Origin of the sequence: Myxococcus sp. CA056 (assembly GCF_013336715.1) — a bacterium.
In the GTDB taxonomy this organism is placed as follows: domain Bacteria; phylum Myxococcota; class Myxococcia; order Myxococcales; family Myxococcaceae; genus Myxococcus; species Myxococcus llanfairpwllgwyngyllgogerychwyrndrobwllllantysiliogogogochensis.
On sequence record NZ_JABUMT010000011.1, the window covers coordinates 95294 to 110446 of the forward strand.

General features: G+C 71.2%; 3 protein-coding genes. All 3 read right to left on the reverse strand.

What is annotated here, in order from left to right; translation table 11 throughout:
- Positions 1-136: 136 nt before the first annotated feature.
- The 3 genes from HUA76_RS32680 to cglE all read right to left on the reverse strand — a co-directional run bounded on the left by HUA76_RS32680 (position 137) and on the right by cglE (position 15088).
- A complete protein-coding gene (locus HUA76_RS32680) occupies positions 137-12412 on the reverse strand; it encodes a tetratricopeptide repeat protein (protein ID WP_174463059.1) in 12276 nt (4091 codons plus the stop codon).
- Positions 12413-12541: 129 nt separating this feature from the next.
- The gene (locus HUA76_RS32685; RefSeq protein ID WP_174463060.1) at positions 12542-14245 is read right to left on the reverse strand and encodes a DEAD/DEAH box helicase; all 1704 of its coding nucleotides are present in this window, start codon (positions 14243-14245) and stop codon (positions 12542-12544) included.
- Between the two features lie 210 nt (positions 14246-14455).
- Positions 14456-15088, reverse strand: a complete 633-nt coding sequence (gene cglE, locus HUA76_RS32690) for an adventurous gliding motility protein CglE (protein WP_141647493.1) — start codon at positions 15086-15088, stop codon at positions 14456-14458.
- Between the last annotated feature and the right edge of the window lie 65 nt (positions 15089-15153).

Here is a 15153-nt window from a genome sequence, read left to right on the forward strand (position 1 = left end):
CTCTTCCGCAAGCCTCGGAAATGACGGGAGAAATCCCGTCGGAATCGTAGAAGTGGCCACCGGAGGGGTCAAGGATCAGTGCCTTGACCGCCCGGTCGCTCATCAACGCGTGAACCCTTCCCAGGGTTCTACCCCGCTATCGACGAACCTGCACCTCCACGTGTGTGCCAACAGCCACACGGAGGTGATGTAGCTCTTCGGATGTGGCGAAGACGAGCAACTCCTTGAGCTTGTTGCGGGGCGCCACTCGGAACGAGGACCCCGTCTCCCCCTGGACCAACCGGCGCACCGGCTCCATCTCTCCGGCGACGAAGAGGCCCGCGCGCGCCGCGGTGAGCTCCGCGCCCTCCAGGAACTGGCGCACGGACTGCGGTGTCGCGGTGGGCAGCCAGGCCCGAGCCGCCTTGGCGAGCGCCGCGCGGTCCACGTCCGTGAGGACCTTCTCCAGGGCCCGCCGCTCCATCTCCACGCCGTGGAGGGACTCGGCGACACGCACATTGCCCACCACCATGTTGAGGGCAGCCTGGAGGATGGCCTCCAAGCGCTCCGCGGGCACGTACTGCGCGAAGGCCAGCTCCGGACGCGCCAACGCCAGGGCGCGGCCGAGGAGGTAGTACACCTCTTTCTGGCCCTGCTCCGCGAAGTACTTGCCACCCACTCGGACACAGGGCGGGTGCGTCTGCAGGAGCTCCACGTTGACCAGCGGCTCCGGAGCGGGCTCGTTGGAGCGCTTGGCCATGCGCTCGCGCGTCGCAACGAGGAAGGGCGAGTACAGCTCCACGCCCTCCATGCCCAACAGGCGCGCCACGTACCGGTAGTGGTGCACGTGGTATTCCTGCGCGCTGGCCACGTCGATGCGGTGCTTCTTCGGCACGAGCTGGTACTGCGTGAAGGGCACCGCGTACAGGTGCCCCGCCTTGGCGAAGAGCAGGCCGAGCAGCTCCGCGAGCGGTCCACGCGACTTCGGGTGGAACAGGTGCGTGTGCCACAACTGGTCGTCCACCGGACGCTGCGCCACTTCCTTCTTCTTCGCGTACGGCCCCAGCTTGGAGAGGATCTCCTTCTCGTCCTCCCCTGCTTCACCCAGGAGGCCCGACGCGGCCTGCGCCGCGAGCCAGGCCACGTCGTAGTCCTTGCGCAGCGCCGCCAGCCGGACGAGCTGTCCGCATATCTTGCGAGGGTCCGTCGTGTGAGGCAGCGCCCGACGAAGCGCGGCGATGGCCTCTTCTTCCTTGCCAGGCATGTTGCCGGCGAGCTCCGCGAAGGCCTCCTGCACCGCCGCGTCGTCCGGGAGCCCCTTGGCGGCCACGCCATAGGCTGCCACCGCGCCCTCCGGATGCTTGAGCACCTGGTGGTACAGGTCGCCCAGCGCGCGCCACAGCGCCATGCGCGCCACGTGCGTCTCCGGCGTCTTCGGCAGCCGGCCGAGCATCTTCGTGTAGTTCTCCTCCAGCGGCTTCCACTGGCGGGCACCGCCGAGCATCGCCTCCAGGGAGCTGAACGCCTCGACGAAGCGCGGGTCCAGGTCCAGGGCCGCGTTGAACGCCTGGGTCGCGCCCTCCACGTCCTTCAAGTCATCGCGGCGCAATTCGCCCAACGCGAACCACACGCGCTTGGCCTTGTGGGGCTCCGACGCGAGCGCGGGCAGCGCCAGCATCCGCGCCAGCACATCCGCGGCCTTCTGGCCCTGACGCGTCTCGCGCAGGAGCACGTAGAGCTGGTCCATCACCTCCAGCGCATCCGGCTGGACCTTGAGCGCGCCCGAAAAGGCATCGATGGCCATGTACGGGTCATGCAGCTCGTCGCGGGAGATGCGGCCCAGGTCCAGGTACACCTTCGCCTTGGCCTCATCCTCCAGCACGCCAACGAGCTGCTGGCGCAGGTCGGCGGACTTCTCGTACTGGCCCGCCTTGTCCATCAGCACGACGAGCGCGCGCAGCGTGGGCTCGTGGCCCGGGTCGATGGCGAGCGCCTTCTCGAAGTGGTTCTGCGCGCGGTCCGCCTGGCCAAGCGCGGCGTGGATGTCACCGAGCTGCCAGTAGACCTCCACCACCTCCAGGTCCGTGAGTTCCTCACGGTGGTGGATGAGGATGGTCTGGAACACCTTGAGCGCGCCCTCGTAGCGGCGCGTCTGCACCAGCAGGTTGCCGTAGCCCTCCAGTGCGGGGAGGTACGTCGCGTCGCGCTCGTACGCCGTCTCGTAGCAGCTCAGGGCCTTGTCGCGCCGCCCCAGCTTCTCCGCCACGTAGCCCAGTCGGTAGAGCTGCCGGCACAGGTCCGCCGCCGTGGCCGCGTCCTTCTCCACCATGGCCTTTTCCGACAGCTTGCGCGTGACGATGTCGAGCATGCGCTCGGCCATGGCCCACTCCTCATGGGCGATGTAGACATCCGCCAGCGGCCTCGCGGCCTCGATGCTGTCCGGGATGTGCTTGAGCGCCTCTTCCCAGTAGCCCGTGGCCGTCTCTCGGTCCTCGCGCGTCTCCGCGTGGTAGCGCGCCACATCGAGGAGCGCCCGACCCTTGGCGGCCGGGTCCTCCGTCTGCTCCGCCTCCTGACGCAGCGTCTGCTCGTAGCCGCTCCAGTCCTTCTCCTGCTCCTGGATGCCCTTGAGGGCGCGGATGCTGGGCAGATGGCCCGCGTCGATGGCGATGGCCTGCTGATAGGCACTCCGGGCGCTGCCCGAGTCCATCAGCATGTCCTCGTTGATCTTCCCCAAACGGTAGAACAGCTCCACCGCGTCCTTCGTCTGGCCCGCGAGCTCCGCTTCCTTCTGGAGCATCTCCAGCGCGAAGGGCCAGTTGCCGCTGCGCTCGTACAGATTGCCGAGCGCGTGCAACGCGGGACGGCTCTCGGGGTCCGCCGCGAGCGCCGAGTGGTAGCTGTTGACGGCCCGGTCCACCACCTTGAGCTGCTGGTACTGGACGTTGCCGATGTCCACGTACAGCTCCGCCTGTTCCTGCGGGCTGACGGCCAGGGAGAGCTGCCGCTCGTAGGCGGTGATGAGGTCTTCCCAGCGAGCCTGGGCCCGTCGCAGGCGGATGAGCACCTTGATGGCCTGGACGTTCTGCGGGTCGATGGAGAGCACGCCCTCCACGCACACGTCCGCATTGGCCGGGTTCTGGTACTTGTCCTCCCAGATGCTGGCGCTGCGGAAGAGGACGCGGACCTTCTCGCGCCAGTCCTCGCTCAGCTCCAGCATGCGCTCGTAGATGGCGAGCAGGTCCGCGGGCTGGTCCAGCTTGGTGTGCAGCCGCTCCAGTGACTCCAGCGCCTCGCGGTTGACCGGGTCCAGCTCCAGCGCCTGCCGGTAGGCGGCGACGGCGGAGTCGTCATCGGAGAGGTCTCGCTCGAAGACACCCGCGACCTCCACCTGGATGCGCGCGCGCTCCTCGGCGGTGTCCGCCAAATCACGCGCACGCAAGAGCGTCATGGCCACGTCGCGCCACGAGCGCTGCCGCCGGTACAGCGCGGTGAGCACCCCGAGCGTCTCCGCGTCCGGCTCCAGCTCCAGGGCCCGCAGGAGCGCGCTGGCGGCCTCGGTCGGGTCCTCCAGCTTCTCGTCCCAGACGCGAGCAATCTCTCGCAGGATGCCCTTGCGCTGCTCGATGGAGCCAGCGGCCTCGAGCTTCTGCTCCAGCGCCACCACGTACTCGCGCTCGTGGCCCCGTCGATGGAAGACGGCGGCCAGTCCGTCCAGCGCGGTGGCGTTGGTCGGGTCGAACTCGAGAATCTTCCGGAACGCGCCCTCCGCCGCCTGCGGATCATCCAGCCGCGTGTCGTGGACACGCGCGAGCGTGGCGTACAGCCGCTCCGCCAACGGACCGCGAGGAAGCTCGTCCGCCACTTCCTCGTAGACGGCGGCCAGCTCCTCGTGACTGCCCGTCTCGTCCGCCAGGCGCTCCACTTCCTCGCGCAACGTGTCGTCGGAGGCATCGAGCTGCAGCGCGCGACACAGCGCCAGGAAGGCCACGTCCTTCTGCCCCAGCCGCTCTTCCTGCACTCGCGCCAGCTCGCGCAGCGCCGCCATCTTCTCTTCGGCCGTGACGAAGTGGGGCATGTAGCGGTCGACCGCCGTCGCATACGCGCGCCAGTCGTTGTACGTGCGGTACAGCTCGCACACCCGCTCGTAGGCCGTGCGGTTCGACGGGTCCAGCTCCAGCACCTTCTCCAAGGCGCTCGAGGACTGCTCGGGCTTGCCGCCCTGCCCGGCCCACAGGTCCGCCACCTCGAAGTACGTGGCGACCGCGGCCTCGCGCTCCTCGGTGCCCAGGTGCACCTGCACCTTCAGCTCCAGCGCGCGCACCGCGTCGTTCCAGGCGCGCAGGGTGACGAAGAGCGCGTGGACCCGAACGAGTTCCTGCACCTGGTGCGGCTCCACCTCCAGCGCGCGGCGGGCGGCGTCCAGAGCCTCCTCACGGCGGCCCATGCCGGCCAGCACTTCCGCCAGGCGCAGGCGCAGCGCCTTCACACCCTCGCTGTTCTCCTGCAGGGGGATGAGCCGGCGCAGCACGCCGACGAGCTCCTCGCGCTGCTCCGTCTCGTCGTACAGCTCCCGCAGCGTGTCCAGCACCGCGCGGTTGCGCGCGTCACGGTCCAGCGCCGCCTTGAAGTACGGCACGGCCGCTTCGGGCTTCTTGAGCAGCCGATACACCACACGACCCAGCCGCTCGTTGAGGCGCACCACCTCGCGAGGGTCCAGCGTCATCGCCAGACGCCCCTCGAGCAGCTCGCGCAGGTCCTGCGGCCGGTCCGCGCGCTCGTAGAGCGACTCCAGCGCGGTGAAGGCCTGGTCGTTGCGCGCGTTCTTCGCCAGCAGCTCGCGGTACAGCTCGATGGAGCCGCCCAGGTCCGAGAGCCCCTCGGCGGACACCTGCGCCATCTTCGAGACGACGCGGTCCCTCTCCGCGCCCACGACCTTGTCGGCCTGCAGTTTGAGGATGGCGTAGAGCTTCTCCGACGCCGATGCGGCCTCGTAGATGCCCTCCAACAGGCGCGCGGAGGCCATGTGCCCCGGCTCCACCTTGAGGATGGCCTCGTAGGCCCCCGCCGCACGGTCCGGACTGTCCAGCCGCTCCTGGTAGAGCTGACCCAGGCGGAAGAGGTAGCCCACGCGCTCCACCTGCTCGGTGGCCCCGGAGACCAGCGCCTCCAGGATGCCCGCCAGCTCCGGCCACGCCTGCAGCTCCAGGTACAGGCGGTCCAGCGCGACCAGCGCCCGCCCCTGAACCGCCGCATGCAGCGTGCGCGCCCGCTCGTAATAGGAAACGGCGCGGTCCGAGTCGCGCAGCTTCGTCTCCAGCAACTGGCCCAGCTTCAGGCAGACCTGCGCCGCGTCGGCGGCTTCGGCCACGCGAGGCAGCGCTTCCTCGTATGCGGCGACCAGCTCGTCGTAGCTGTCCGAGCCGTCCGTCGCGTTCTCCAAGCGCCGGCGCACCTCACCGTCGTTCGGATCCTCCTTGAAGGCGCGGAAGAGGGCCAGGAACGTCAGCTCCACCTCGCCCTGCGACTCGCGCAGCGTGGCCAGCTCGCCCAGCAGCGCCTTGCGCTCGAACGCGTCCGTGGACACACCCACGCGCGCTTCGATGACCTGCGCCAGCCGAGGCACGTCTCCGCTCGCGCGGAACGCCCGCAGCAGCGTCTCCACCGCCAGCAGGTTCTGCGGCTCGCGAGACACCAGGCTTTCCATCCGGCCGACCGCGCCAGGATGGTTGGGCTGCACCGCCAGCACCTCGCCGTACAACGCCAGCGCGCCCGTCCGGTCCAACAGCCGCGTCTCGCGCACCATGGCCAGCCGGAACTTCAGCTCCAGCCCCGTCTCGAGAGGCATCAGCGCGATGCGACGCGCCAGCACGTCCGCCAGCTCCGGCCAGCGCTCCTGCTTCTGGCAGAGGGCCTCCATCCGCTCCAGCGCGGCCATGTCATCCGGCTTGAGTTCCAGCAGGCGCCGGAACGTCGCCAGCGCACCGAGCGCGTCGTGGAGCTGCTCCTCCTGCAGATGACCAATCTGGAAGAGCACCGCCGCGCGGCGCGCCGGCTCCTCGGCCACGGCGAGCTGACGGCGCAGCACCTCCAACAGCTCCGTGGGCTTGCCCTGCGAAGCCACCAGGCGGACCGTGCCATCCAGCGCCTCGGTGTCGGTGGGACGCAGCTCCAGCACGCGCTTCCAGGACGTCAGCGCCTCGGAAGGCTCGCCCAGGTCCGTCTGCAGTCGAGCCAGCGAACGGTACAGCTCGGCCCGCGCGGCGTCTCCCGCCTTGGGCGCCACTTCCATGATGACCGAGCCCAGCTCCTCGGGAGCCTCGGCCCGGTCCACCAGCGACGCGCACAGCTCCAGCGAGCGCAGGTCATCCGGCAGCTCGCGCAGCGCACGCGTCGCCGCCAGGAAGCCCATCTCCGCGTTCTCCAGCGGGCCGGCATACATCTCCGCGATGCGACGCAAGAGCGCGGCCCGCTCCTGCGGCACCGCCTCCGCCGACACGCGGGACTCCAGCATCTCCACCTGCTTCAGATGGTTGCCCACCGCGACGAAGACGGGCTCCAGCGCACTGGCGGCCGCGCCACGCAGCGGACTCTCCGAGCGGGCCATCTCCTCCAGCGCACCGACGGCGCCCGCATGTCCCGCCCTGCGCGCCAGCACCGACTGGTACAGCTCCAGGGCACCGCGCGGGTCATCCAGACGCGAGAACTTCAAGCGCCCCAGGCGCACGCGCAGGTCCGACGCTTCTTCCTGCGCGCCACGCGCGTCCGCGAGCTGGATTTCCCGCTCGATGTGCTGCGCCAGCTCCGGCCAGCGCTCCATCTCTGCCAGCACGCGGCCCAGCAGTTTGAGCGCGTTCGTGTTCTCCGGCCGAAGGACGAGCACCTCGCGGTACGCCTGCGCCGAAAGCGCCTTGTCCGCCAGCGTCTCCTCGGCGAGGTGCGCCAGCTCGAACAGGAGATTGATCTGCGATGCCTCGCTCGGCTCCGCCGCCACCTGACGCCGCATGACGAGCGCGAGCTCGCGGTGCGCGCCGGTGCGGCGATGCACGCGGGCGATGGACTCCAGCACCCCCTTGTTCTTCGGGTCCCTCCGGCTCACTTCCTCCAGCGCCCGGACCGCCAGGTCGTAGCGCTTGAGCCGGTTGTCGTAGAGCGTCGCCAGACGCCGCCACAGGTCACCCGCGAGCGGCTCCTGCGTGTCGCGCTCAAGCTGGTCCTCGTAGGCGCCAGCGACTTCCTCGAACGAACCAGAGTCGGCCGCCAGCCGCTCCAGCTCGTCGCGCACCGAGGTCTCCTGCGGGAACTCGTTGAAGGCCCGCAGCCGCGCGACGAACGCGAGCGAGGTCTGCCCCAGCGCCTCGCGCAGGGTGGCGATCTCCTGGATGTGCTCCAGCCGCCGCTCCGGCGCGATGCCGTGCAACAACACCTCCAGGACCTCCACCAGCTTTCGCGTGTCGTTCAGGCCGCGGTAGACGGGCTCCAGCAGACGCGCCGCCTCCACGCGGGGCCCGTCGTGCGCCATCAAGCGCTCCAGGCCCGCCACCACCTGACCATCCCCAGGCGCCAATTCCAGCAGCCGGCGATACACCGGCAGCGCCTCCGTGGGGCCCACTTCCTTCTCGAGCAACTGCGCCCGCTTCAGCAGCCAGCCCCGTCGCGCGGCGTCGTCCGCGGCGCCATCCGCGAGCTGATCCAACACGTCCGCCTGCTCCACGAACCGCCGTGCCTTCGCGTACAGCTTCTCCAGCGCGAGCAGTCCCTCGGACACCCGCCGCAGCGAGAGCGCGGAGCGATAGGTCTCGACGGCCTTCGCGTCCTCACCCGCGTTGGCGTAGGCCTCGCCCGCCTTGAGCAGCAGACCGACGCGCTCCTCCACGTCCTGGGAGAGCTGGGCTTGACGGGTGTAGACCTCGGAGAGGCTCTTCGCGTTCTGCCCCTTCTCATACAGCCGGGACAGGGCCTCCAACGCCTGGCGGTCCTGCGGCGCGTCCGCGAGCAGGTTCTTCCAGAGGCGCGCGGCCTCCTCGGGCTGGTCCAACGACTCGCGCAGCTCCGCGGCACGACGCAGCAGCTCCAACGCCGCCGGGTCTCCCTCCGTGAGTTCCACCGCCGCGGACTCGTAGATCTCCGCGAGCACTTCGTGCGAGCCCGTCTCGCGCCCCAGGCGCTCCAGGTCGGGACGCACGCCGTCCCGGTCCAGCCCCTGCGCGAAGGACTTCACCGCAGACATGAAGGCCAGCGACGGCTGCCGCATGTCGCGCTCGTAGATGCGGCGCACTTCACCGGACAGGAGGATCTTCTCCACCGTGAGCGCCGACTCCATTCGAGCCTCGCGCAGCGCCACGCGGCGGGCATGGTCCCCCACCTGCGCGAGCACTGGGTCCAACACCTCCAGCGCGGCGCCACTGGCGGGCACCGCCGCCTTCACCCACGTCTCGAGCGCGGCGCGCGAGCCCGGGTGACCAGAGTCCTCGGCGAGGATGCGCTTGTAGAGTCCCAGCGCCGCGTTCGGGTCATCCAGCACCGTGCGCTGCAGCTCCGCCAGGCGGAAGGAGACCTCTCGCCCCTGCGGGCTCTGTCCTTCCTGGTTGCGGCGCAGCGCCAGCGCCCACGCCAGGTCCTGGTGACGCTCCAGCTCCGTATAGAGCCGGTCCAGCGTCGCGGCGGCCTCACGGCTCGCCGAGTCGCGCTCCGCGATGGCGCGCCACGCTTCCGACGCGCTCTCCAGGTCCGACAGACGCGTCTCGTGGAGCAGCGCGGCCTCACGCAGGAACGCGAGCTGCTCGGCGGGCTCCGGCGACGCGGCGGCCAGCTTCTCGAGCACCTCGGCCAGCGCGGCCCACTCCTCGCCCGCGCGGTGCAGCCGCTGCAAGGCGCGCAGGCTGTCCAGGTTGCCCGGCTCCAGGGCCAGCAACGCACGCAGGGCCTTCACCGCCCCCGCCTTGTCGTCGAGCTTCTTCTCCTGCACCTCCGCCAGCTCGCGCAGCAGCGCTCCGCGCGCGGGGCCCACGTCGCCCTCCTCCGCCAGCTCCGCGATGATCTCCGCGTAGCTGTCCACCGAGTCCGCGTCCTCCGCCGCCTGACGCGCCGTGGAGCGCAACCCGGCGTCGCCCGGCGCCAGCCGCAGGGCCCGTGCCAGCGCCGCGAACGCCAGCTCCGGCTGCCGCAGATGCGCCAGATGCACCTGCGCGGCCTGCCGCAGCACCTGCACGCGCGCCGCGTCGTCCTTCGCCACTTCCGCCAGCACGTCCAGCGTGGCCACCAGCTTGCGGTGGTCCTTGGTCCGCTCGAGCGCGGGCACCAATACGCGCGCCGCCGCCTCCCGCGCGGGCCCCGAGGCCAACATCGCCTCCAGCGCCGCGAGCGCGTCCGGGTCCGAGGGACGTTGGAGCAGGATGTCCGCGTAGCTCTGCACCGCTTCGGCGCTGCCGTCCTGCGTGCCCTGCAGCAGCTGCGCGCGCCGCAGCTTCAGCCGCGACGCCTTGTCCGTCTCACCGGACGACTCCGCCAGGCCAATCATCCGGGCCAGCGTGTCGCCCAGCTCGCGCGTACGGCCCGCCTTCTCGTACAGCTCCGCCAGGCGCGGCAGGTGCCGGCCTTCCTCGGCGCCATGCGAGAGCGAGGACTGGAGCGCCTCGGCGGCCTGCGCCGGACGGCCCAGCTCCACGTTCAGGTCCACGAGCTGGAGCAGCAACTCCAATCGCTCCGGCCCACGCGCGCCGTGGATGCGCTTGCGCAGCAGCTCCTCGGCATCCGCGGAGCGCCCCGCGCGCCCGTACAACCGCACGAGCCGCTGGAGCACCGGGCCCGACTCCGGCGCCCGCTCCACCGCCGCCTCGAGCGCGGAGATGGCATCCGCCACCAGCCCGCCCTCCTCCGTGAGCCCCGCCGCTTCGGTGAGCAGCGACAGCGCCACCGTGGGGTCTTCCGACTCCGTCGCCAGCGTGCGCAGCACGCGCCCCAGCTCCGCGTGCGCGGACAAGTCCCGCGCCAGACGCAGGGCCTCGGCGCGCGTGGGCTCATCCCTCGGGTCCTCGCGCAGCACGCGCACCCGGGTGTCGAAGGCCGCGCGGCTGTCCGCCAGCTGCTTCTCGTGGATGCTCGCCAGCAGCGAGAAGAGGCGCTTGCGCGCCGTCGGTTCCGTGGTGGCCTCGAGCTGCTGCTGGAGCGCCGCCACCTGTCGCTGGTGGTCACCGGCGCGCCCATAGTGCGCCGCCAGGGCCTCGGTGACTTCCTGCGTCCGCACCCCCGCCGCGGCCAGTCGCTCCAGGCCCCCCACCACCACGCCGGTGGACACGTTCTCCGACAACAGCCCCAGGAACAGGTCCGCCGCGTCCTCCTGGCGCCCCAGTCGCTCCGCGTACAGCTTCGCCTGACGCGCCGTCCACTCGTTGCGCTCGAGCTGCGTCTCCGCGAGCGAGGCCAGCCGCCCCGCGAGCGCCGCCGCTTCGTCGAAGCGCGACAGCGCCACGCACAACGCCTGCAGCCGCTGCACGGCGCTCACCTCGTCGGGCGCCAGCTGCGTCCACTCGCGCACCAGCGGCTCCAGCTCCTCGGGCGCGGCGCCAGCGGCCTCACGCCGCGTCACCTCCGCCTCCAGCCGGGCCTTCGGGTCGTCAGCGAGCGCCGCGACCGCCTGCAGTGACTTCACCGCTTCCGCGGCGACCTCGTCACCGGGCAGCCGCGCCAGCACCTCGCGCCACGCGGCCTCCGCGCGCACCGGGTCCGCCAGCGGGCCCTGGAGCAACTGCGCCAGGTGTCGCCACAGCGTCGCGGCCACTTCCACCACCGGGGCCGCCTGCGCCGCGCGCTGGAGCGCCAGGGCCAGCGCGGGCCTCGCGTTGGCCTTCTCCGCGTGCTCCACCACCGAGCCGAGCAGCAGCGGACGCGCGGGGTCCAACTCCAGCGCGCGCGACAGCACCTCGAAGGCGCCTCGCGCGTCTTCCTTCTCCTCGAACATCAGGGCGAGCGCCTCGCAGAAGGCCACCCGCTCCGACCGGGGACGCGGCGCCAGGAGCGCCAGGTCCAACAGCGGAACCACGGCCTCCAGCTCCTCGTCCTCCGCCAACAGCCGCGCCAGTTGGAAGGCCGCCAGCGCATGCGTGGGGTCCAGCTTGAGCGCCGCCTCCAGGTGCGTGCGCGCCGCCGCGCTGTCCTTCAGCTGCGTCAGGCACAGCTCCGCCAGGCGCAGCCGCATCGCGGCCTGGTTCGACTTGTCCTTCACCGTGGTCAGGTAGCGCTCCAGCACCACCACCGCGTCCGCCGCCCTGCCCCCCTCCAGCAACTGCTCCGCCGTGAGGCTCGCCGCGTCCGCGCGCGATGGGTCCGCCGCCACGGCCCGCTCGAAGGCGCCGAGCGCACCCGGCGCGTCGTTCAGCCGTCCCAGACGCAGCGTGCCCACGCGCAGCCACAGGTCGACCTGCGCGGCGCGGTCCTTCACCTCGCCCGCCATGGCTTCAATCTGAGCAATCGCCGCCGCGAAATCGCCGCCTGAGCGCGCGGCCATCTTCTCGATGAGCGACAGCCCCTCGGGCATGCCCGGCCACAGCAGGAAGCAGCGGTCCAACGCCTCCTTCACCTTGCCGGCGGCGGTCGGGTCGTACCAGGCGAACAGCTTCGCCACGAGCAACGACAGCCTTGCCGCGCTCTTCCTGTCGCGCTCCTCCAGCGACATGCTGCGCAGCATCCGCACACGGTCCCGCCACGTCTGCTCGAAGCGCTGCAGCGCCCGGGTGGCCTTCTCCACGCGCGCGTTCTGCGGCTCCAGCGTCCGGGCGACATCCAGCACCCGCTGCGCCAGCTCGTGCTCGGTGGGATCATCCACCAGTCGCTCCGCCAGCGCCGCGTACTCCTCGGCCATGCCCGCGTCGCCCAGCGCCTCGCGCTCTCGCTCCAGGGCCTCGAAGGCCGTCTGGAAGCGCTCCTCGGACAACAGCAACTGGCGCACGCGTCGGAAGATGGCCCGGTCGGACTTCGCGCGGGCCGCGCGCTGCAGGCACAGCACCGCCCTGTCGCGGCGGAAGAGCTTCTGCTCGTAGAGGTCCGCGGCCTTCAGGTAGTGGCCGGCGCTCTCCTCGCCCTGCGTGGAGCTGCCCAGTCGCTCCAGCACATCCGCGAGCGCCGCGGCGTCCTGCCGCGACTCGTGCAGCCGCTTGAGGCCTCGCAGCGCGGGCAGCGGATCCTTCGCCACCAGCATCGCGCGCTTGAGGAGTTCCTCGGCGCGAGGCGCGTTGCGCTGCCGGTCATGAGCCAGCTCCGCGGCGCGGCACAACAGGCGCACGGCCTCGTCGGCGGCGACGTCGCGAGCGCGGCCCTCGTACAGGCGGATCAGCTCTTCCACGCGGCCGGACTTCTCCAGGGAGGCCTCGGCTTCGACGAAGCTCCGGTCATCGGACACGCGCAGCGTGGGTCGAGGAGACGTGGGCTGTTGCATGGGGAGGGCGGGCCTCGGGGGTAAAAATGGAACGCAGCGGGGGCGCCAGCCGCCGGACTCTACCGGCCGCGAGCGCCCCCGAGCAATCGTGTAAAACCCGCCAAAGGGCGGGAATCATTGGCCTTCTTGCTACTCGGCCGAGGAAGCGTCGGAGGGAACGTCCCCGTCCTCGCCCCCCGCACCGCCTTCGGACGACTCGGCGGAAGCCGGGGGCGCCACGGGCGTCTCCGGCAGGGCCTTCGCACGCTCCACACCCGCGCTGTCGTTGAGCTGGGTGTAGAGGGCCACGGCCTTGTCACGCTGCTGCAGCTCTTCGGCGAGCTGGGCGGCGCGAGGCAGGTTGCCGAGCTTCTCGTGCAGCGGCAGCGCCTTGTCCTTGCGCCCCGCGGCCTCCCACGCCTCGGCGGAAGCCGCGACGTCGCCGAGCAGCTCCAGCCACCGGGCACGGCCCGCGGGCTTCTGCTCCTGCTCGGCCCGGGCCAGCTCGCGCTGCGCCAGCTCCTTCGCCTCTTCGTCCAGCTTCAGCCGCTGCATGAAGTGGAACGCCTTGGGAGGAGGCAGGGTGCCCAGCACCTCCACCGCCTCGCGACGCTGGCCCGCCGCCACGAGCAACGTGGCCGCGCCCAGACGATCTCCACGCTCCACCAGGCTCTTCACCTCGAGCCCACGGATGCGGTTGGCGCTGGCCATGTCCCGCGAGCGCTCGTACGCCTTGCGCGCCAGGGTCAGCTTCCCCGCACGCTCGTACGCGAGCGCCGCCTGGTCGAACTGGCGCGCGCGCTCATACAGGCGCGCCACGTTCTCGAAGTCGCCCTTGCCAACGTAGTGCTCCATCAGGAGCTCGTAGGCACCGGCCTTCTCCAGCGTGGGAGCGAGCTGATCCGGGGGCAGCGTGCCCACCAGTCGGCGCGCGGCATCGTTGTCGCTGCCCGCGAGCGCGGTGCGCAGCGCGCTCTTGAGGTCTCCGCCCGCCTCGAACAGCCGGGTGGCGTCCGCGAAGCCATTGTTCCGCTCGTGCAGACGGGCCGCGTCACGCGTGCGACCCATCCCCTCGAGCTGCTTGGCCTGCTCCTTCCAGTCGCCCGTCAGCTCCGGCATGGGACGGCGCTCGCCGCGCTCCGGACGCTCGCCGGCCGCGCCGCGCTCGGGACGCTCCCGGCGCTCGCCCGCAGCAGCGCCACGCTCGGGACGCTCCCGACGCTCACCCGCCGCGCCACGCTCGGGACGCTCACCGCGCTCCCGACGCTCGCCTCGCTCCGGGCGCTCCCGACGCTCACCGCGCTCCGGACGTGCCTCCGTCCGAGCCGCAGGCGCCGTGGGCTCCTCGACCTCGGGGCCGGGCTGACGACCGCTGGCGGCGAAGGCCACCTCGGCGCGCTCCCGGTCTCCCGCCGCGCGCCAGACCTGTCCCACCAGGAACAGCACGTCCGTCCACGCGTCGAACTTCTCCTTGGCGGGGTCCACCGCGGGCGCCGCCGGAGCAGCAGCCTCGGCCGGAGCCGCGCCCGTCTCACCCTCGGCGACCGCACCCTCCGCGCCTTCCGCCGGAGCGGCGGCCTCGGCCGGAGCCTCGGTGGCCTCCACCGGGGCACTCGCCTCCGCGGGGGCCGAAGCATCCGGAGCCGCGGGCTTGGGCTGACGCTGCACGCGCAGCATCGTGGTGATGAGTCGGCCTCGCGTGTTGAGGTCCAGGTCCTCCAGGGACTTCAGCCGCATGGGCCGCAGCGAGCGCACAATCGCCTGCAGCGGGCCCTTCTCGGCCACGAAGTCCGTCTTGGACAGGGCCTTCTCCAGGACGCTCAGCTCGGAGATGACACGCTGACCCGGGCCCACGGGGCCTTCGTCACGACCCCGACCACGTCCGTCGCGGCCTCTGCCCTCGCCCCTTCCACCAGAGCCTCCCGGACCGCCCCGGCCACCAAAACCACCGCCAGGACCGTCACGGCGCGGGCCCTGACCCGGCGCACCCCCGTCACGACCACGCCCACCCTGGCGCGGCCCACCGCTTCCATTCTCCTGAGGCACGTCTTTCTCCCGCTGGAACTAGAACGCGTAGCGAATGTTCGGCGCCACCGCGAACCCGAACGAGCCTCCGGAAACGAGGTAGTTCCCCGTGACCTCGAGCCCCACGGAAAAGTGGCGCAACCGTGTGTAGTACTCCACTCCGGGCCCGGCAAACACAAGAATGTCGGAATCCGGAAGGAGACGCTTCGGCGAGAACATCGCATAACCCGCGCCTGCGCGGACATAGAACCACGTGCGCTTCACTTCCTGGCTGTCGGCCAGGCCCACCAGGCGCGCGCGCAACACCGCGCCCGGGACGAAGGTGGAGAAGTCACCGGACACCGCGCCGCCGGACTCGCCGATGTACTCGGCGCTCGTGCGGATGCTGGAACCCATGATGAACAGGCCCACGGACACCCGCTCGCCCAGGTCCACGCCGAACTCCACCTGGGCCATGGGGCCCGAGGAGAACGGACGGGGGGTCCCCTCCGCCGCGGGCGGATTGGTCAGGAAGAGCGGACCGCCGAGCAGCGCGAAGTAGAAGCCGCGCTCGATTTCATCGAACGTGACGGCGGGCTTGTCTCCCGTCGCCGTGGGGGGTGGTTGCTGAGCGCTCGCGGCCACGGGGAGGACGAACACGGCACACAGGGCAATGGAGGCGAGGGCTTTCATGCGGTCCTGAGGTTGACGTGGCTCCCACGGGGGACGGGAGCCGGGGTGACTGCGCGGGCGACCCC